Annotated in this window: 20 protein-coding genes; 8 read left to right on the forward strand and 12 right to left on the reverse strand. The window is 69.5% G+C overall.

The window, feature by feature from the left end; translation table 11 throughout:
* Positions 1–5 precede the first annotated feature (5 nt).
* Positions 6–896: a MobF family relaxase gene (gene mobF / locus ACZ3IL_RS28230; protein ID WP_467394838.1), complete on the forward strand. Its 891-nt coding sequence runs from the start codon at positions 6–8 to the stop codon at positions 894–896.
* A gap of 82 nt (positions 897–978) precedes the next feature.
* Here the strand turns inward: mobF and ACZ3IL_RS28235 are convergent, their stop codons facing one another.
* The 6 genes from ACZ3IL_RS28235 to ACZ3IL_RS28260 all read right to left on the reverse strand — a co-directional run bounded on the left by ACZ3IL_RS28235 (position 979) and on the right by ACZ3IL_RS28260 (position 5,695).
* Positions 979–1,470: a hypothetical protein gene (locus tag ACZ3IL_RS28235; RefSeq protein WP_467394841.1), complete on the reverse strand. Its 492-nt coding sequence runs from the start codon at positions 1,468–1,470 to the stop codon at positions 979–981.
* Positions 1,467–3,953, reverse strand: coding sequence for a molybdopterin oxidoreductase family protein (locus tag ACZ3IL_RS28240; protein ID WP_467394878.1), 2,487 nt, complete (start codon positions 3,951–3,953; stop codon positions 1,467–1,469). The genes ACZ3IL_RS28235 and ACZ3IL_RS28240 overlap by 4 nt, the downstream gene beginning before the upstream one ends.
* Positions 3,954–4,328: 375 nt before the next feature.
* Positions 4,329–4,640, reverse strand: coding sequence for a hypothetical protein (locus tag ACZ3IL_RS28245; RefSeq protein WP_467394843.1), 312 nt, complete (start codon positions 4,638–4,640; stop codon positions 4,329–4,331).
* Positions 4,627–5,073 carry a hypothetical protein gene (locus ACZ3IL_RS28250; RefSeq protein ID WP_467394845.1) on the reverse strand — a complete coding sequence of 149 codons (447 nt, stop codon included), beginning with the start codon at positions 5,071–5,073 and terminating at the stop codon, positions 4,627–4,629. The genes ACZ3IL_RS28245 and ACZ3IL_RS28250 overlap by 14 nt, the downstream gene beginning before the upstream one ends.
* Complete coding sequence (locus tag ACZ3IL_RS28255) at positions 5,073–5,468, reverse strand: divalent metal cation transporter (RefSeq protein ID WP_467394847.1); 396 nt, start codon at positions 5,466–5,468, stop codon at positions 5,073–5,075. The genes ACZ3IL_RS28250 and ACZ3IL_RS28255 overlap by 1 nt, the downstream gene beginning before the upstream one ends.
* A gap of 158 nt (positions 5,469–5,626) precedes the next feature.
* Complete coding sequence (locus tag ACZ3IL_RS28260) at positions 5,627–5,695, reverse strand: hypothetical protein (RefSeq protein WP_467394879.1); 69 nt, start codon at positions 5,693–5,695, stop codon at positions 5,627–5,629.
* Between ACZ3IL_RS28260 and ACZ3IL_RS28265 the strand changes: the two genes are divergently transcribed.
* Entirely contained in the window at positions 5,684–6,118 is a 435-nt protein-coding gene (locus ACZ3IL_RS28265) for a RapZ C-terminal domain-containing protein (protein WP_467394849.1), read from the forward strand. The two genes, ACZ3IL_RS28260 and ACZ3IL_RS28265, sit on opposite strands and share 12 nt — an antisense overlap.
* Before the next feature lie 72 nt (positions 6,119–6,190).
* Here ACZ3IL_RS28265 and ACZ3IL_RS28270 read toward each other — a convergent pair whose 3' ends face one another.
* Together ACZ3IL_RS28270 and ACZ3IL_RS28275 are read right to left on the reverse strand one after the other, a co-directional pair.
* Positions 6,191–6,898 carry a hypothetical protein gene (locus ACZ3IL_RS28270; protein ID WP_467394851.1) on the reverse strand — a complete coding sequence of 236 codons (708 nt, stop codon included), beginning with the start codon at positions 6,896–6,898 and terminating at the stop codon, positions 6,191–6,193.
* Between the two features lie 170 nt (positions 6,899–7,068).
* Complete coding sequence (locus tag ACZ3IL_RS28275; RefSeq protein ID WP_467394853.1) at positions 7,069–7,674, reverse strand: TetR family transcriptional regulator; 606 nt, start codon at positions 7,672–7,674, stop codon at positions 7,069–7,071.
* Between the two features lie 137 nt (positions 7,675–7,811).
* Between ACZ3IL_RS28275 and ACZ3IL_RS28280 the strand changes: the two genes are divergently transcribed.
* From ACZ3IL_RS28280 to ACZ3IL_RS28290, 3 genes are all read left to right on the forward strand, one after another.
* A complete protein-coding gene (locus tag ACZ3IL_RS28280) occupies positions 7,812–8,735 on the forward strand; it encodes an SDR family oxidoreductase (protein ID WP_467394855.1) in 924 nt (307 codons plus the stop codon).
* Between the two features lie 122 nt (positions 8,736–8,857).
* A complete protein-coding gene (locus ACZ3IL_RS28285; protein WP_467394857.1) occupies positions 8,858–9,841 on the forward strand; it encodes an alpha/beta hydrolase in 984 nt (327 codons plus the stop codon).
* Complete coding sequence (locus ACZ3IL_RS28290; protein ID WP_467394860.1) at positions 9,838–10,596, forward strand: PP2C family serine/threonine-protein phosphatase; 759 nt, start codon at positions 9,838–9,840, stop codon at positions 10,594–10,596. The genes ACZ3IL_RS28285 and ACZ3IL_RS28290 overlap by 4 nt, the downstream gene beginning before the upstream one ends.
* Before the next feature lie 14 nt (positions 10,597–10,610).
* Here the strand turns inward: ACZ3IL_RS28290 and ACZ3IL_RS28295 are convergent, their stop codons facing one another.
* Positions 10,611–10,751: a hypothetical protein gene (locus tag ACZ3IL_RS28295; protein ID WP_467394862.1), complete on the reverse strand. Its 141-nt coding sequence runs from the start codon at positions 10,749–10,751 to the stop codon at positions 10,611–10,613.
* Between the two features lie 104 nt (positions 10,752–10,855).
* Positions 10,856–11,305 carry a hypothetical protein gene (locus ACZ3IL_RS28300; protein ID WP_467394864.1) on the reverse strand — a complete coding sequence of 150 codons (450 nt, stop codon included), beginning with the start codon at positions 11,303–11,305 and terminating at the stop codon, positions 10,856–10,858.
* A gap of 316 nt (positions 11,306–11,621) precedes the next feature.
* Between ACZ3IL_RS28300 and ACZ3IL_RS28305 the strand changes: the two genes are divergently transcribed.
* Positions 11,622–12,407, forward strand: coding sequence for a hypothetical protein (locus ACZ3IL_RS28305; protein ID WP_467394866.1), 786 nt, complete (start codon positions 11,622–11,624; stop codon positions 12,405–12,407).
* Between the two features lie 8 nt (positions 12,408–12,415).
* On the opposite strand, the gene ACZ3IL_RS28310 is transcribed toward ACZ3IL_RS28305, so the two are convergent.
* The gene (locus ACZ3IL_RS28310) at positions 12,416–12,619 is read right to left on the reverse strand and encodes a hypothetical protein (RefSeq protein WP_467394868.1); all 204 of its coding nucleotides are present in this window, start codon (positions 12,617–12,619) and stop codon (positions 12,416–12,418) included.
* 370 nt (positions 12,620–12,989) lie between these two features.
* On the opposite strand from ACZ3IL_RS28310, the gene ACZ3IL_RS28315 reads away from it, so the two are divergent.
* Complete coding sequence (locus ACZ3IL_RS28315) at positions 12,990–14,351, forward strand: WD40 repeat domain-containing protein (RefSeq protein WP_467394870.1); 1,362 nt, start codon at positions 12,990–12,992, stop codon at positions 14,349–14,351.
* Between the two features lie 28 nt (positions 14,352–14,379).
* Here the strand turns inward: ACZ3IL_RS28315 and ACZ3IL_RS28320 are convergent, their stop codons facing one another.
* A complete protein-coding gene (locus ACZ3IL_RS28320; RefSeq protein ID WP_467394872.1) occupies positions 14,380–16,920 on the reverse strand; it encodes a helicase associated domain-containing protein in 2,541 nt (846 codons plus the stop codon).
* A gap of 318 nt (positions 16,921–17,238) precedes the next feature.
* On the opposite strand from ACZ3IL_RS28320, the gene ACZ3IL_RS28325 reads away from it, so the two are divergent.
* Complete coding sequence (locus ACZ3IL_RS28325) at positions 17,239–17,475, forward strand: hypothetical protein (RefSeq protein ID WP_467394874.1); 237 nt, start codon at positions 17,239–17,241, stop codon at positions 17,473–17,475.
* Positions 17,476–17,815 lie beyond the last annotated feature (340 nt).

The following is a 17,815-nucleotide window of genomic DNA, read 5'->3' on the forward strand; positions in this document are numbered from 1 at the left end:
TCGCGATGGTGAGTGCAGCGAAGATCACGAGGCGCAACGCGCGGCGCTACTACATACGCGGTGTGGTGGTTGGAGACGGCCGCCGTCCGGCTGGCCGGCCGCTGAAGGACGCTCAGGAGCGGGCGGGGCTGCCGCCGGGCCGGTGGATGGGACTGGGGCTGGCCGCGCTCGGGCTGAGCGCGGGCTCGGTGGTGGGCGAGCGGGAGCTGGAGCTGCTGTACGGAGAGCTCCGGCACCCGGACGCCGACCGGATCGAGCGCGAGCGCCTGGCCGACGGCGACAGTCCGGAAGAAGCTCGGCGGGCCACGGTCCTGGGCCAGCCGCTCGACGAGATCGAGCGGAAGAAGGCCGTCCCGCTGCTCGGCTTCGACTTCACCTTCCGGGCGCAGGCGTCCTTGATGGTGCTGTGGGCGCTGGGCGACGAGACGGTGCGGCGGGTCATCGAGGAGGCGCACGAGCGGGCGGTCGAAACGACGCTTCGGTGGATGGAGGAGGAGGTCGCGGAGGTCCGCTGGTCCTCCGGCCGCAAGCGGGCCAAGCCACCCGATCTGGTCATCGCGGCGTTCCGGTACTACGAGAACCGCGACGGCTTCCCGCTCCTGCACGACCACTGCCTGATCCTGAACCGGGCCCAGCGTCCGGACGGTTCCTGGTACGCCCTGGACACCCGGCGTCTGCTGCGCAACGTCGCCGCCGCCGGCACCCTCTACACCCTGACGATGACCACCGAGGTCTGCGAGGAACTCGGCCTGGCCACCGCGCCCCGCGAGGTGACGCCGGGCCTGCGCCCCGTGATGGAGATCGCCGGCGTCGACCAGGAGCTCATCGACTGGTCCTCCACCCGCCGCCAGCGCATCGAGCAGGCCCTGGAGGGGCTTGCCTCACCAGGTGGGTAGCGATTGCACGCGGTCCTCTGGTCGGTGACCAGCCGTCCGAAGGGCTCGGCCCGACGGTGAAGCGTGTCCTGTGGCCGGGTCGTTACAGGCTGGTGAGCACCTGCGGGGACAGGGTCTTGATCAGGGTGTTGGTCCAGCGCATCTGCCGCAGGGTCTGGGGATGGCAGGAGGAGGCGAGAGCCAGAAGCCGGGTGTCCTTCATGGCCTGTGCCGCTTGGGCGAGCATCTCCCAGTGCAGCGAGTTGTGGGCCGCGGCCAAGTGGACTTCCCGCAGGTCGCGCAGGAGCAGCAGGCCGGGCTCGGGACGGCTTCCCACTACCTCCGATGCCTTCTTCCGGAGTGTGGCGAACAGGCCGTGGGAGAAGTCGTCGGGCGGACCGTCGAGGTTCAGGCCGTAGTGGGTGGCAATGTCGGCCAGACGTTGGACGTGCTCCCGGGACCACGTGGCGACGTCGATGGCGACGTGGTGGACCTCGTGCTCGGTATGGTGTCGCTCGGCCAGGGCCACGAGGTCGTTGATGAGATCACGTTCGCCGTGGTGGAGGGCACGCAGAGCAAGTTTGACGCCGTTCACCGGTTGCCCTCCTTCGTGTCCCGGGCGGGACGCGGCTCCTGGGTGGCGCGCGCGGCCCGCCCGCCCGCGGTGGCCGGCACGCCGTGCGGGTCCGCCGGGGCCGATGCGGCGGTGGTGGGCGCCGGCGACGGGGTCCCGTCGCCGCGCTCGACGAGGGTGAGCGAGGCCGCGGCGGTCTTGAACATCGGCTGCTTGGACGCGGGGTCCCAGTCGGTGATCGTGGTCTCGTTGGCCGCGCGGCCCGGTGTGGAGGCGTCCGGGCCGGAGCCGGCGGGGGTGTCCCAGTACCCGTAGTGGAAGGGGACGAAGAGCACTCCCGGCCGCAGACCGGTGACGCGCAGCCGCCCCCGCAGGACGCCGCGGGGAGTGCGCACCTCGACCAGATCCCCCTCGCGCAGGCCGGTTTGTTCCGCGTCCTGTGCGGAGACCTCGACCCACACGTCGGGGGCCGCCGCGTTCAACTGGGGCGCGCGGCCGGTCTTGGTGCGGGTGTGGAAGTGGTAGAGGGTCCGGCCCGTGGTCAGCTGGAAGGGGTACTCCTCGCTCGGAGCCTCGTGCGGGGGCAGGTAGGCGGCGGCTTTGATCATGGCCTTGCCGTCGGGGTTGAGGGAGCGGTACTCCACCGCGCCGTCCGCCGCCCCGGTCACCAGGTCCTTGCCGTAGTCCTCGCACGCGTCCGGATGCGCCCAGCTGATGCCGTCGGTATAGAGGCGGTCCGTACCGTCCGGTGCCTGGTCGTTGACGGGCCACTGGATTCCGCTGCCGCCCCGCAGCATGCCGTAGGTCAGACCGGTGTAGTCGCACGGGCGGCCGGCGCTGCACCGCTTCCACGCCTCGAACGCGCTCTCCGGGTCGTGCCAGGTGATCAGCGGGCCGCCGTCCTTGTCGCGGAAGTCCATCCGCCGGGCGTAGTCGAGGAAGATCTCCAGGTCGGGCCTGGCCCCACCGGGTGGTTCGACGGCCTTGTCGGAGAGGTGCACCGTGCGGTCGGCGTTGGTGAACGTGCCGGTCTTCTCTCCCCAGGTCGCCGCGGGCAGCACCACGTCGGCGAGCTGTGCGGTCTCGGTCAGGAACAGGTCCTGCACCACCGTGAAGAGCCGCTCCTGCGCCAGGATGGAGCGGATGCGGGACAGCTCGGGCAGGGACACGGCGGGGTTGGTGCCGCTGATCCACAGCATGCGGATCGAACCCTGCTCGGCATAGCGGAACATCTGCAGGGCATGGGTGGGCGGCGCGTAGTGAGGAATGGTCGCAGGATCGACGTTCCAGACCTCCGCGAGATCGGCCACATGTGCATCGTTCTGCCAGTTGCGGAAGCCCGGCAGGTCGCCGTTGGCCCCGCACTCGCGGGTGTTCTGCGCGGTGGGCTGCCCGTTCATCTGCAGCACCCCGGCGCCCGGCCTGCCCAGCATGCCTCGGATCAGGTGCAGGTTGTTGACCTGGACGGCGGCGGCCGTCGCCTGGTGGGACTGGTAGACGCCCTGCAGCACCGTGGACAGCAGCCGGTCGGCGGTGCCCAGGAGTTCGGCGGCCTCGGTGATCCGGGCGGCCGGGACGTCGCAGATGCCGGCCGCCCACTGCGGCGTGCAGTCCGCGACCCGGGCCGCGAGCTCGTCGAAGCCGACGGTGTGCGTCCGTACGTAGTCGTGGTCGACGCGGTCGGTCCGGATGATCTCGTGCAGCAGGGCGTTGAGCAGCGCCATGTTCGTGCCGATCCGGGGAGCGAGGTGCACGGCCGCCCTGCGGGCCACCGGGGTGGGCCGGGGGTCGACGCAGAGTAGACGGGGCGGGTCGGTGCCTTCGAGGCGGTCGAGGATGCGCATCCACTGCACGGGCTGCGTCTCGGCGATGTTGTGGCCGAAGAGCGCGATCACGTCGGCGTGGTCGATGTCGTCGTAGCTTCCGGGCTGTCCGTCGCAGCCGAAGGACTCCTTCAGCGCCTCGGCCGCGGTCGAGGTGCACAGGCGCGTGTTGCCGTCGAGGTGGTTTGTCCCGATGCCGGCCCGGGCCAGGACCGCGAGCGTGTAGTACTCCTCCAGGAACAGCTGTCCGCTGGTGTAGAAGCCGAGGGAGCCGGGGCCCCGCTCGTCGAGCAGTTCGCGGGAGCGGGAGACGACGCGGTCCATCGCGGTGTCCCAGTCGGTCTCCACCAGGCGTCCGCCTTCGCGGACCAGTGGGCGGTTCAGCCGGTCGGGCGAGGCGTTGGCCTGCCAGCCGAAGAGGTCCTTGGGGCCGAGCCTGCCGCGGTTGACCCGGTCGACGGCCCGCCCCCGCACCCCGGCCATCCGGCCGTCGACCACCGCGATGTCCATGGCGTCCCCGTCGGAGTGCAGGATCGAGGCCGCCTGCACCCAGCGCTGCACCGTGCCGGGCTCCACGCCCGCGGCGAGGTGGGTGTCCACCCGGACCGGCCACGGCTCGTGGCGCCCGTACGGCACGCGGCCGCCCCAGGGATCGGCGATCCGGTCCACCGAAGACTCCACCATGATCTCCTTACCCGCTGACCGACGGCTTTCCCTTGTACGCCTGAACCGCAGACCTGGCCGTAAACCACCACCGGAAGCGCTACCGCATCACCCGGATACAGGTAGCTGCCGAGGAGGAGGAACCTGCCTGACAGATCACCCCTGGAAAGGACAGGCTCCTTCCCCAGCTCCGTCGGCCGGACATCGCGCGAAGCCGATATGCCCGATAGACATGGCTGGACGGCCCTTAACCGCGTTCAATCCCTCCCAGGACGTAGAGGTCATCACTCCTTTGCCTCTCCGGCGTCCGGCTTTATGGCGTTCCAGTCGTCGTGGGCGTCGGTCAGCGGGGCCAGTTCCGTGCCGGGCACGGCGAGCCGTACGGTTCCTGGGTCACCGAGGCGGTCGGGCGGCTCGTGGGCGGCCACGGGCGGCCACGGTCGGCCAGGGCGCCCAGCGGGCGTTGCGGGCGGCCCAGCGGGCCAGTCGCGCCAGCGGCCAGGGCCCGTCGACGGGCCGGTGGTCGTAGGCGATCAGCCGGCCGCGGGCGCGGGTGGCCACGACGAGGCCCTCGACTTTCAGCACGGTGCTCGCCGGGTTCGCGTCCGGGGCCGGGTGCTCGCGCAGCCGTACGTCGCTGACGTGCCCGATCTCCCGGCCGTCGCGGTCCCGGACGCGGGCCCCCATCAGATCAGCCAGACGCATGGCCGGCCCCCGGGAGTCGTCCGACGACGTTCTCGCGCATCCAGTCCTCCAGGGCGTGCATCCCGGCGTTGCCCTCCGACAGGTCGACGCGGACCACCGCCCCGATGCCGGTGACGCGGCCGAAGCCCAGCCGGGCCGGGCCCTCGCTCTCGCCGACGCTCAGGCGCCGCTGCACCGCGGCGAGCCACCGGGCCGCCTTCCCGCCCAGACGCGGCGCGAGCGCGGCCGGGCCGACGAGGACAGCGGTGACCCGTGGGGGGCCGTCGGGGTCCGGCTCCAGTTCCAGGTCGTCGACCTTGCACACCGGCCGGTCGTCCCCGTCGACAACCTGCCGGTCCAGGAGGTGGAAGCGGGCGCTGTACGCGCGTCCCGCCCGCCGCTCCTCCGGCCCGGGCCGGGGCTCCTCGCGCGTGTACTCGTCCTCGTCGGGCATCACAGGCCTGCCTTCGTCGCGATCATCAGCGGGATGGCGGCCACCGCCGCCACCAGGACGACGACGAGGTACAGGCCGCCCATCAGGTTGGCGAACCTGCCGTTCCTCGCCTCGCCCATGTACTCCGGGTCGTTGGCCACCACGAGGATGGGCAGGTAGGTCAGCGGCAGCGCGACCGCCGCGAAGACCAGGGAGTACTCGGTGACCATGACCGGGTCGACGCCGGTGAGGACCAGTGCCATGCCCGCCACTAGGGCCACGATCACCACGGCGTGGAACCGCGACGCCGTCCGGGGGGCGGCCGTCTTGCCCCAGGTCCAGCCGAAGTACTGCGCCACGGTGCAGCCCGAGGACAGCGCCGTCTCCAGGGCCGCACCGAACGTCGCCGCGAACACGCCGATCAGCCGGTGAATATCCGGCGCTCCTCGTCACATTCTCGGTCGTAAGAGCCGCGATCGTGGTCGCGCCCCCTTTCCTCCTGGGCTCAGTCCGTGGACAGGGCCTGGAGGAGGTCGCCGACCTGCGGGTCGGACAGGGCGCGGGCGACGTCGGCCTAGGCGACGATACCGATCAGGGTGTGTCCGTCGATCACCGGCAGGCGGCGGACCTTGTGCTCGCTCATCGTGCGCAGGATATCCTCGGCGCCGCCATCCGCTCGATCGGCGTCCGTCACGACGGCGCCCACGACCTCGTCACAGACGGCCTCTACCTCGACCTCAGCCGCGCCCTGCGCAACCCCGCCGCCGACCCGACCATGCGCTACCGCACCGGCCTGGACGACGTCTACGCCCACGTCCTCAAAACCCCCGGCGCCCTGACCCTGATCACCCGGACCGCCGTCCAGCTCCGCGCCCTGGCCGACGAAGTACCGGTGGGCCGCCTGGTCCGCCTCACGGTGGCGTGCCAGGGGGGCCGGCACCGCAGTGTCGCGGCGGCCGAGACGATCGGCCGGCTCGTCTGGGAGGCGTGGGGCGGGGCATACGGCGTCGAGATCGAGCACCACCACGTCGACCACCCCGTCCTGACCTCCTCCGCTCCCGCCTGACCCGCCCGGCACACCTTGAAGGGGTGGCCGCCCGGAGTCCCGGGCGGCCACCCCTCTTCGCCTACCCGGCCCCTACGCCGGTGCCGGTGCCGATACCGTCTTCGTCTTCGGGAGCAGGGCGGCGAGGGGTGAACGCCGACCCTTCCCGACCTGGCGGAGCTCCTGCCAGTCGACCTCGGGGTGGGCGGGGACGATCGCGTCGACGGAGGCCGTGGTGTAGAGCGCGACGTCGACGGTCTCGGCCCGACTGGTGCCGAAGCGGACCTCGATCGACTGCGGGGAGCGGACCCAGCCGAGCCGGACCATGTGGTCGAAGTCGGCGCGGCGGACCCGGAGGCGGGCGGCGGCCTGCTCGGGTCCGAGCGGGGTGTCGGCGGCGACCAGGGCGGCCAGGTCCTCGCGCGCGCAGACCTCGGCGACCTGGCCGGGGTGGTGCAGCGTTCCGTCCGGGTTCGCGCTGAGGTCGACCAGGAGGCCGCGGTCGACGAACCGGCGCACCACGAACGCCGTCACGTGTCCCTTCTCGCCGTGAATGGTCCGGTTCGGGGTGCCGAGGGCGGCGGCGATCCGGTCGGCCGCCGCGCCGCCGGAGATCGGCGGAGAGGGCATCGCGGCCCGGATGCCGTCGGCGTCCAGAGCCTCCACGGCGGCCCGGGACCACTGGGAGGACGACGCGTCCGGGGCCTGGATCAGGCCGGTGTGCCGGGCCCACCGGAAGGCGGCTACGGGCACCTTCCGGCGCTTGGCGGCCTGGCCCTCGTCGTACTCGGTTCGTCGCATGAGATCATCTCTCGCTCGGTCGCCGGAAGCGGCGGAACAGAACATGACAGAACACGCGAAAACATGTCAATACCCTTTGAAAACAGGCAAGTTGGACGCCCTCCGCTCAGGCTGCGCCCGCGTACGCAGCCGTGTGTCAGAGATGCAGAACCTGAGATCACAAGATCGTGTTACGAGCTCTGAGGACTTGCGCCATCGGTCGCGGCGGCGTGTTCGACCGGTGCGGCGAGGTGTCTGGTGGCGTCCAGGGTCTCCCGGATGTGCCGGGCGAGGGCGTGCTGGTCGGGGTCGGCGATCCAGTGCTCGAAGGCGACCTTGAAGGCGGCGATCCCGATTCCGGCCGCGAGCGTCGCAGTGGTGGAGTCCAGACCGCGTTCCCGGAGCGCGCGGTCGAGGGCGGAGACGAGCGAGGCGTGTTTGGCCAGCTCGCGCTCCTGCAGTTCGGGATTGGCGGCGATGACGGCTTGGCGCTGCCGTACCAGCTCCGCGCGTTCTTCGAAGACGGGAGCGGCTTCGGTCAGGGCGTGGGTGATCGCCTCCAGTGGCGTCAGAGCGTCGGGGGCGCTGGCCGTGGCGTGCGCGAGGACGTCGGTCAGGGCGTTGGGCTGGAAGAGGACTTCCCGTTTGTCGACGAAGTGCCGGTAGAAGGTGCGTTCGGTGACTCCGGCCCGGGCGGCGATCTCCGCGACGGTGGTGGCGTCGAAGCCCTTGTCGTTGTAGAGCTCCATCGCCGCCTTCTCCAGGCGGCCTCGCGCGTCGGGTTTCCATCGGCTCATGCTCCGATCCTACACGTCGATGACAGAACCTGACATCAGAGTGATGACAGGGACTGACATGGCTGTTACGGTGATGTCACGAACTGACATCGCGGCTCTCCATCCCTGGTGGGGAGCCCGTAGCAAAGGGCAGGACCATGCGCGTATTCGTCACCGGAGCCTCCGGGCATCTCGGCTCCGCCGTCGTTCCCGAGCTCCTCGAAGCCGGACACCAGGTCGTCGGGCTGGCCCGCTCGGACAAGTCCGCCACCGCGCTGACGACTGCTGGGGCCGAGGTGCACCGAGGTGACCTCGATGATCTCGACGGTCTCGCTGCGGCCGCTGCCGGGGCTGACGGCGTCATCCACCTGGCCTTCAAGCACGACGCCATGTTCGCCGGCGACTTCGACGGCGCGATCGCAACGGATCTGCGTGCCCTTTACGCGCTCGGAGACGCGCTTGCCGGCACCGGCAAGCCGTTGGTGGCCACGTCGGGAACCGCGCTGTTCGCCTCCGCGGGACTGCGGGGCTTGCTCACCGAGGCCGACGTGCTCGACGCGGGCCCGCGGATCGAGGCCGAGAACGCGGTGGTCGCACTCGCCGAGCACGGCATCCGGTCGTCCGTCGTCCGGCTCCCTCCGACCGTGCACAGCTCCCTCGACCACAACGGCTTCATCCCGACTTCCATCTCCATCGCGCGCTCCAAGGGCGTTTCGGCTTACGTCGGCGACGGCACCAACCGCTGGCCCGCCGTGCACACGCTGGATGCGGCACGCCTGTACCGGCTGGCGCTGGAATCCGCCCCGGCGGGAACACGGCTGCACGCCGTCGACGACGAGGGGATCACTTTCCGGCGGATCGCCGAGGGCATCGGACGCGGACTGCACCTGCCCGTGGTCAGCATCGCGCCGACCGAGGCCGAAACCCACTTCGGTTTCCTGAGCACCCACGTCCAGGCCGACAACCCGTCCTCCAGCACGCTGACCCGCGACCTCCTGGGCTGGACGCCCATCCGGCCCGGCCTCGTCGACGACCTCGGCCAAGGCCACTACTACGACACCGGCACCGCCACCGTGCGCTGAACCCCCTCTTCCATCCCGGTCCGTTCCCCGCGCCCCTTCAGGGGGCCCGCGCGGAACCGGCCCGCACGACCCACCACCCCATGCACGACCGGCTGCTGTGCAGCCGGAAGGAGACGAACGACATGAACACCAAGAACGCGCACGAGCGACTCGACCCGGAACTGGCCGAAGCCCTGAAGGCGGTGCCCATGACGGAGGCCGGGGTGTTCGACCTCGGTGACCTGGAAGGCACGCGCGTCGGCGTCCACGCCTTCGCCGAGGCGATCGCGGCCCAGATACCGGACGAGCCGTCCGTGTCGGTCGAGGAGGTCCAGGCGCCCCGCCCGGACGGCTCCACCCTCGCCATCCGGCTGTTGCGACCCACCGAGGCGGCCGGGTCGCTTCCGGTGCTGGTCTGGTTCCACGGCGGCGGGCAGGTTCTCGGGTACGCGGCCCAGGACGATCCCACCCTCAAGCGCCTGGTCCTGGAGGTCGGCTGCATCGTCGCCTCCGTCGACTACCGACTCGCGCCGGAGGCCCCCGCCCCGGCCGCGGCCGAGGACGGCCTGCTCGCCTACCGCTGGCTTCGCAGCCAGGCGGCCGCGCTCGGCATCGACGCGACCCGCGTCGCCCTGGCCGGGCAAAGCGGCGGTGGCGGTATCACCGCCGCCACCGCGCTCATGATCCGGGACCAGGGCGAACCGACGCCGCTGTTCCAGGCGTTGAGCTATCCGATGCTCGACGACCGCAACACCACCCCGTCCAGCTACGAAGTCACCGACATCGGCATCTGGGACCGCGCGACCAACATCCTGGCCTGGAACCTGATCCTCGGGGACCGCGCCGGCGCCGACGACGTGCCGCCGTACAGCGCACCCGCGCGCGCGACGGACCTCACCGGCCTCCCGCCCGCCTTCATCGCAGCCGCCGAACTTGACGTCTTCCGTGACGAGGACCTGGCCTACGCCGCGCGACTCCAGGCCGGTGGCGTGCCCGTCGAACTGCACCTGTACCCCGGCGCCTACCACGCCTGGGACCTCTTCGCCCCCGAAGCCGCAATCAGCACCGCCTACATCCACGCCTGGTACGGATACCTACGCCGCCAGTTCAGCGCCCCTCAGGCATGAGCCTCTGGTGGGGTCATGTACTTCGTCCCCCTGCTCTGCCCCTCGTCCCGGACGGTACCCGTGCCTACGCCCTCCTCGACGGCGTCGGCGACACCCCGGCGGTCCGGGCCTGGACCCGTACCGCCGCACGCCGCCTGGCCCGCGCGGCTGCCGGACACGGCGACGCGGAAGCCGGCCTGCGCGCCGAGTACGAGCGCTACGCCGCCGACCCCGCCCGCCACGACCCCGACCACGACCTGCCCGCCGCCGCGGCCGTCGTCGCCGTCCACGTCCCCGGCGGCCTGCTCTCCGTCGCCTGGTCGGGCGACGCCCGCGCCTACCTCCTCCTCGACGATCCCGGGCCCCTGCGGCAGCTGAGCGAGGACCACAACGCCCGCCGCGCCTGCGAGGGCTACGGCGACCGCAGCCTGATCACCGCCTGCCTCGGCACAGTTCGCGACGACGAGGAGACCGAACAGATCTGGGGCCACCCGGCGATCGAGTCCCTGTCCAGCCCCGCCCGGCCCGGATGGCTGCTGCTCGCTTCCGACGGCGCCTACGAGCCCCACGAAGACGCCGGCCACGACCTGGGCGGCTACCTGAACGGCGATCCGCGCGAGGCTGCCGAGCTCCTGGTCGACGACGCCGTACGGCTTGCCCGCGCGCAGCGGGACCCGTACGCCGACAACGCCACCGCCCTGATCGTCCACATCATCCGACCGGCTGTCGGAGCACGCCCGGTTCCGGCCGGCCAACCACGGGGCCGGGCAGGATGACCCCGCCCCGCCGGCTACTCCCACAGCTTCCTGATGAAGTCCCCAGGGCTCTGGCCCAGTCGGGCGGGCCGGGCCAGGAACTCCTCCGTCAGGCGGGCCATGAGCGGCTTCGACGTGCCCTGGGCCGCGCCCTGGCCGGTACCTCGGGCTATCAAGGCGGGCACATCGGCGCCGACGGCCGCCTGCTGGTCCGAATAGCGCGGTTCTCAGTACCGGGATGTCGACTATCGGGCAGGCCCAGCCCGGCTGGCGTCGACTGTTAATACTCGTCCAGCTTCAGCCAGGGCTTGATCTTGAGCTCTTCGGCCTCTTGATCCATCGTCTTCTCGCTGAGACGCACGTTTGCAAGAGCCAGGGTGGAGGTGCTTTCCGGGCTTCCTTCGAGGATCGCTGTCCGTGAAGTTACTACTGCTTCCGCCCAAGCCTCGGCAGCGTCCGCGAACTCCTGGGTCTCGGCAGGGGCACGGTTGGCGGCCTTGCGGAGGTTCTCCAGTTCGAGCTGCGAGGCAAGCTGCACGCTTTCGACCTCGGTCCGAGCGTCGCCCGCTTCTACGGCTGCAGACTCCAGCTTCATCTCGTCACGGATGCGGTCTACAGAGGTCCTTATGTCACTGATGGACTTGTCCACCTCGGCATCGCCGCTGCACGCTGTCAGCAGAGCGCAGCTGGTCAGTGCCAGACCGATGGCGATACGACGTATCCTGCTCAAGATCCCCCCGAGGCATTGAAGAGCCCAGTGTCTTCACTGTGGCGCTGGACTGTATGCCGGTGATCCTTTCGATGAGAAGATCGCGATGTCAAGGCGACGTGATCCGGTGGACTGGACCGCAGCGGGCACTGGAAGGCGCCCGATGGAAGCCGGTGCATCTATCGGCTCGTAGCTGCTTCATCGATGGCTGGTGACAGGCTGAGCGATGTGGCAACGGCGGACCTGGGCTGCTGAGCCGACATAGAAGGCGAGTGCTGCTGAGCGCCCTCTTCGCTATCTGGCTGACACTGATGTGTCGCGCGAGGAAGATGCGTGCATGACGACGTTCACCGACCCGAGTGCTGGAAGAAACAAAGCTTCCATAGCCGAGCTCCGTGACTGGGCGAAGATCTGGGACACCTACGACCCGGTAGTCCACGGCCACCGAGAGATGCCTAGCTTCTACACAGCCGGCAGCCGGCATGAGAACTGGTGGGGGAGCGCGGTACCCCTGGACCAGCTCCTTCACCTGGCTCAGGACCACGGCATCCCGGTCGCCTGGCTTCCAGACCGAGAAATTCTTCAACGGCTCGCGACAGCAGGCCCAGCCCACGACGACAAACTGGCAGTTCTCGTCGCCGCCGAGGATGAGATCCGGGCCCTGTGCAAGGTGCGCCTCGACGAGTGCACCGATGAGTGGCTCACCGCCGAAGTCGAAGCCGGGCGCAAGGCGCTGGCGGCTTGGGAGGACGGCCATCGAGAAGCCGCGGCGACCCTGGCCATCGCCGCGCTCGAACAGATCCTGTACACCTTGACCGAGACGGAGGAGCGTAAGCACTGGGCACTTGCCAAGATCGGCAGGCAGAAGCCCAACGGCTACCTGCCTGCCAGGCAGTACGTCTTCGCTCCCCTTGCCACCCTCTACACGAAGTACTACCCCGAAGAGAACGATCCGCTGCCTGACAACCTCTCCCGCCACGCTGTTCTGCATCACCTTCCCCTCGATCACCTCAGCCATGGCCACTGCATCATCGCCGTCATGCTGCTCGTCTCTGTCCTGCGCCAGTCTCAAGAACGTGCCCAGGACATCCGCGACGACCTCGTGATGGCCGCCGCGGACTGAGCTGTCGGTTACTGGGTCAGGGTAGGGAGCCAGGTGCTGATGTAGATCACGATGCTTCCGCCGATGGCCGTTGCCGCGCCCCTGACGAGGTAGAGGCCGGCCTCGTTGCGGATCCTGCGTGCCCTGCTCTTCCATCGGGTGATCCAGGGCTGTGGTTCTGGCGCGGGGGATTTCCCGCTTGCGTTGATGACCGTACGCTCGGTCCTGGACATGAGGTTCTCCTTTGCTGGGGGACGGTCCTCTGCTGACGGCTCCCTGCCCACCAGGGGGCCGTCGCCTTTCTGGGCAACGGCCAACGCCGTGTCGAACTTGTTCCGGGTAGAGATGAGTTCGGATGTACAACACGGTGGGACCAGAACCGGGGTTCGCCCCCTGCTCTGTTCCTGCCCGCGAGATCAGTTCACCGCAGTCCGGCCCCGGATCCCCTACTGCGTGGGGAAGTACGCAAATGGCTGTAGCGAGGCCTCTGCGACAGCACCCTTCACTGTTCTGCAGCCAACTTCGGAGTTCTCCAACATTCTCCAGTGGCATCGCTCTAGCCTGGACTTTCGGTAATCGGGGGGGAGGCTGATGATGCAACCAGTGGCGGGCACCTCACCGGCAGGACGCGGGGACTTTGAGGGAGAGCTGCGGGCAGCCGCTGCAGAACTGCGCAGATTGAAAGCTGAGCACGACTCCCCGACGGGGAAGGAAATCGCCGCGCGGGCTGCTCGCGGTGGCCAACGCCTGTCCGAGTCCGGGATCAGCGCAACCCTGAAAGGGAGGAACCTGCCGGGGTTCGACTACTACATGACCATTGTCAGAGTTCTGCTCACCTATGAGACCGGACAGATTGCCACACGCCGGCACAAGGATCTCGCTGCCTGGCGCGAGCGCTGGCAACACCTCCAGGCTCTGAAAGAGCAAGCAAAGATCGACAGGAGACCCCCAGACTCTTCTGGCCTCGGCTCGCGTCCGATAGCACCGTCCGGCGGCCTGGCGGAACAGGTCGTGCTGGCTGCGCTGCGCCGCGGCGAGTACCTGCAACTGCTGCCCACCGCGTCCGCCACCGGGGGAGTGTGGGCTGTGGCCTTCTCACCGGACGGATCCCTGATGGCCACAGGGCACGGGGCGAAAACGGCTCAGCTATGGGACACGGTCACTCAGCAGAAGGCTGCAGCCCCGCTCCTGGGGCATACCGACCTTGTGCGTGCGGTGGCCTTCTCGCCGAACGGCCGCCTTCTTGCAACCGGTAGCCAGGACGAGACCGTCCGCCTGTGGGACGTAGCCAGCCGCACTTTGGTTGCCGACCCTCTGAAAGGCCACGGAGACAGTGTCACAACAGTGCTCTTCTCAGCCGATGGCCGCCACCTCATCACCGTCGGCCGAACCATACGACTGTGGGACCTCGCAGACGTGACTCAGCCCCGCAAAGTCGGGAAGCCCTGGGCCAGCAGTCTCACCGCACAGCCCGCCCTCTCTTCCACGGGACTACTCGCCACGGGCCATCCGAACGGCGTTGCTCACCTGTGGAACCCCATCGAACAGAAGAAGCTTGGCGAGCCACTGCAAGGCCACGCAGAAGAGGTATCCGCTGTCGCCTTCTCACACGATGGGCAACTCCTGGCGACAGCCAGCCGTGACATCCAGCTATGGAGCGTTCACAGCCGCGAGATGATCCACGAGCCCCTGAACTGTGACGAGGATCAGGTGAACACGATGTCCTTCTCACCCGACGGACGTGTTCTCGCAGCTATCAGTGGCCACATCAAGGGAAAAGAAGTAGGCGATCACGTCGTCCGTCTCTGGGACACCACCACCTGGAGAGAGATCGAAGCACCGCTCGGCGGCCATACAGGAGTTGTCGACGCCGCCGCATTCTCTCCGGACAACCGCCTCTACGCCACCGGAGGATACGACGGGTTGCTACGAGTCCGAATCCTCCCCTCAGCGCCCATGTCATGAGCTTTCTCTGCAGTGACGATGCCCTCGACTACGCCCACCTCATCCCGATCCGGGAGAGCTGCTCGATCCGCTCCGGGGCCAGCGTCGCGGCCCGGGTGCGCTGGTTGCCGACCCATGCCCCGAGCTTGAGCGACACTTCCCGCTCCACCTCGCCGTCGTCGCCGAGGACGACGGTCTCGATGTGCTTCCTCGGCACGGTCAGGTGTCCCTCGCGCTGGTAGAACTGGCGGGCGACGGCGTAGTGCATCGCCCACCTCTCCGCCTGGCTCATCCGGGCCTTCGGCTTCTCGTCCTCGGTCGCGGGTGTGATGCCGAGGACGTGTTCGCACATCCACTGCTGCACGCTCGTGAGTTTGTCGAACCCGAGCCGCTGCGCCCGTACCCACCGCCCCAGGTCCTCGCCCTGGCGCACGACCTCCCCGGCCCGCGCCGGAAGCGTCCCGCCTTCGTCCAGGTGCCGGCGTACGAGGTGGAAGGCCCTCTGCCACTCCACCGGCCAGGTCGGGCACCAGGACGGGTCGATCTCTTCCAGCTGCTCGCGCCGCGCCTCCGACAGCGCCCCGGCCCACGATGCCACGGGCAGCCCTTCGGCCTGGCGCTGCTCGAGCTCGGCCGCGCGTCGGGCGGCGGCCCGCGCGTTCTTCAGCCAGATCCCCACCGCAGCGCCCTGATAGACGGCGTCGAGCGGGGCCAGGAGGTGCCCGTGTTCGGCCGCCCACCCGCGCGCGGCAGACAGACCCTCCTCCCACGCGACGTCGAAGTGCGACCAGATCATGCCGAGCTTCTCCAGCTGCACGACGCGGCCGGTGTCCATGTCCCCGCGGGCGTAGAACCGCCTTGCATCGGCGATCCACTGCCCCAGCGGGAACCCGGCGAGCGAAGCCGGCCACACCGCGCCTTCCCCCTTCTGCTTCTGGTCGTCGACGGCGGGCACCCGGAACGTGAACGGCACCTTCAGATCGCCGTGCTCACGGGCGTAGAGGGAGGCGGCCTCCACACCGCGCCGCCAGTGCTCGTGCTCCGGGTTGAGGACCCGCAGGTTGATGAACGCGGCCAGCTGCGCGGGGTCGCGCGGCGTGGAGAACTTCAGCAGGGCCTTGGCGGGCGCGCTCACGCCCCCGGAGCCTTCGCCGCTCCCGTCGGTGCTCTTGCTGCTGTCGTCCTTGCTGACAGCCTTGTAGCGGCTCGGCCGCTGCTGTTCGGCCAGCTGCTCCACGATCCGTGCGTCGTGCGCCCTGAGCGCCTCCAAGAGCTTGGCGAGCCCGCCGAACGCCCGGCTGGTGAGCATGTTGTCCGCCGTCTCCCCGGGCCCCAGGAGGACGGGCACGACGAGGAAGGCGACCTTGCCCTCACCGGGCTGCATCCGCAGCGCGCGCCCGACGGCCTGGACGAGGTCGGGCATGGAGCCGCGCACATCGGCCCAGTACACCGAGTCGCACCGGCGGGTGTCGACGCCCTCGCCCAGGACCTTCACCGACGACAAGAACGCCTTCTCCACGACCGTGCCGTCCTCGTCGACACCGTCCTCGAACTCGGTCAGCACCCGACGGCGGTAGAGGGGCTTGTGATCCCCGCACAGCCAGTCCGCCCAGATCGTCTCCGGGTACAGCTCCGGGTCGGCGTCGTGGAGCCGCGCGGCGACGCCGGGAAGGCCGGCCGCGAACGCCTCGGCCTCCCTGATCACCCCGTGGAACACCAGCGTGCGCTTCAAGTTCTCCTCGGCCGACGCCTTCATCAGCGCCGTCTGGAGCGCCGCGAGCCGGGCCCCGCGTACCTCCTCCGACCGCGACTCCGCGCCCAGGAGCTGGGCGGCCTGGAGCTGGGTGTCGGTCACGTCCACGCACACCACCTGGTAGGGGGCACAGATTCCCCGGTCGATGGCGTCCGAGAGGGTCAGGGTGAAGCAGCGGCTGCCGAAGGGGCCCTCGGGGTCGTCTTCCATGCTCGCGACCAGCTCGCCGGGTGCGCCGGCCGCGTCGTCGTCTCCGAGCTGCCACAGCCGGGGCGTGGCCGTCATGTACAGGCGGCGCAGGGAGGGGATTTTCTGGTTGTCGTGGACGACCGCCCACGGCTTCCCGATCCGGCCCGAAACGCGATGGGCTTCGTCCACGACGATCAGGTCCCAGGCCGCGAGGCCGGCGGCGTGCGCCCGCTCCAGCGTGCCCAGACCGAGGCTGGCGTACGTGGCGTACACGGTGACCTTGTCCAGGCCCCGCGTCCACTCCACCAGCTCGTCCACGTCCGTGGTGTTGGGGAAGGACACCTCCTCGCCCCGCAGCGAGGACACCCCGATCATCGGCCCCCGGCGGCCCCCCTCGCGCCACGCGGCCTCGGTCTGGGCGAGCAGGTCCAGCGAGGGCACGAGCACCAGCACACGGCCCGCGTGGAGCTCCTCCGCGCTGCGGACCGCCACCCGGGTCTTCCCGGACCCGGTCGCCATGATCACCTGAGTTCGCAGCCCCCGCTCGGGCACAAGTGATCTTGCAGGCAATTCGAGGGCGCGCACGACCGCGTCAATGGCTTCTCGCTGGGCTGCCTCGCGCTGGTCAACACGGTCTTTGCTCGACATATTGCCTGCCTTAACCTGGGGTGCTGTCCGGTCGATTCGAGCAGCGGGGAAACGGAAAACCTGCATGTGGAGGAGCCGCAAAGGCTACGGTTGGACTGACGCGATCGGCTGACTGCTCTGCCTCACCGGAGCATCAGCAAGGCCGCTAGATAGAACTCGATAACCCTTCGAAGCTGTCCGGGGTGGTGTGCTCTGAGTCCATAGTTTATCTTGACTCTAAAAATGAAGCACATAGAACCCCGAGTTTCCCTGAAGCGCCGGCACGAAGAGCGCCGACACGGACGAGCGATGCCGGAGCTCCAGACATAATGACCAGTCATGGACAGGTACAGCACAAAGCGGTCGACACTCGTGGTCGACGGGGAGACATTCGATGTCACCGAACGTCCTGACGAGTTGGGCACGTACGACTTCACCTGGCTATCAGGCCCCAACCCCGGATACGGCTTCACTTCTGGAGTGCAGCCGGCCAGGGCATTGAGCGAGCCGGATCTCCACGCACTAGCGCGGGACTTCTTGAAGCAGGTAGACCCCACGACCGGACACATCGAGTAGCCCGCCCTCGCAGCCAGCCCTGGCCCGCGCCAGCGGGCCATAGGCCCGCAGGCGCAGCCGGAGGAGCCGTTGGGCGCGGGGAGCGCAGCGGACCCCGCCCAACCCGGTGTGGAGCGAAGCGGAGCACCGGTCAGGCCCTGCACAGCAGGGCCCGGCCTGGGAGCGCAGCGGACAGGCCGGCACCACCCGGACGCAGGCCGGCACCACCCGGACGCAGTCCGGGTGGTGCGCACCTCGCGCAGCGAGGTGCAGCGCGGACGCGGAGCGTCCGCGCAACCACCGGGCGCAGCCCGGTGGTTCGCTTGCTCATCGCGCAGCGATGAGGTACCCGCTCCGCGGG

The organism is Streptomyces sp. NPDC014907 (assembly GCF_055562975.1).

Coding starts and splice junctions, on each gene's coding strand:
- ACZ3IL_RS28290 (WP_467394860.1), top strand. CDS start 9,838: ATGAGCCTCTGGTGGGGTCATGTACTTCGTCCCCCTGCTCTGCCCCTC.
- ACZ3IL_RS28325 (WP_467394874.1), top strand. CDS start 17,239: ATGGACAGGTACAGCACAAAGCGGTCGACACTCGTGGTCGACGGGGAG.
- ACZ3IL_RS28305 (WP_467394866.1), top strand. CDS start 11,622: ATGACGACGTTCACCGACCCGAGTGCTGGAAGAAACAAAGCTTCCATA.
- ACZ3IL_RS28285 (WP_467394857.1), top strand. CDS start 8,858: ATGAACACCAAGAACGCGCACGAGCGACTCGACCCGGAACTGGCCGAA.
- ACZ3IL_RS28320 (WP_467394872.1), bottom strand. CDS start 16,920: ATGTCGAGCAAAGACCGTGTTGACCAGCGCGAGGCAGCCCAGCGAGAA.
- ACZ3IL_RS28245 (WP_467394843.1), bottom strand. CDS start 4,640: ATGCGTCTGGCTGATCTGATGGGGGCCCGCGTCCGGGACCGCGACGGC.
- ACZ3IL_RS28275 (WP_467394853.1), bottom strand. CDS start 7,674: ATGAGCCGATGGAAACCCGACGCGCGAGGCCGCCTGGAGAAGGCGGCG.
- ACZ3IL_RS28250 (WP_467394845.1), bottom strand. CDS start 5,073: ATGCCCGACGAGGACGAGTACACGCGCGAGGAGCCCCGGCCCGGGCCG.
- mobF (WP_467394838.1), top strand. CDS start 6: ATGGTGAGTGCAGCGAAGATCACGAGGCGCAACGCGCGGCGCTACTAC.
- ACZ3IL_RS28310 (WP_467394868.1), bottom strand. CDS start 12,619: ATGTCCAGGACCGAGCGTACGGTCATCAACGCAAGCGGGAAATCCCCC.
- ACZ3IL_RS28270 (WP_467394851.1), bottom strand. CDS start 6,898: ATGCGACGAACCGAGTACGACGAGGGCCAGGCCGCCAAGCGCCGGAAG.
- ACZ3IL_RS28280 (WP_467394855.1), top strand. CDS start 7,812: ATGCGCGTATTCGTCACCGGAGCCTCCGGGCATCTCGGCTCCGCCGTC.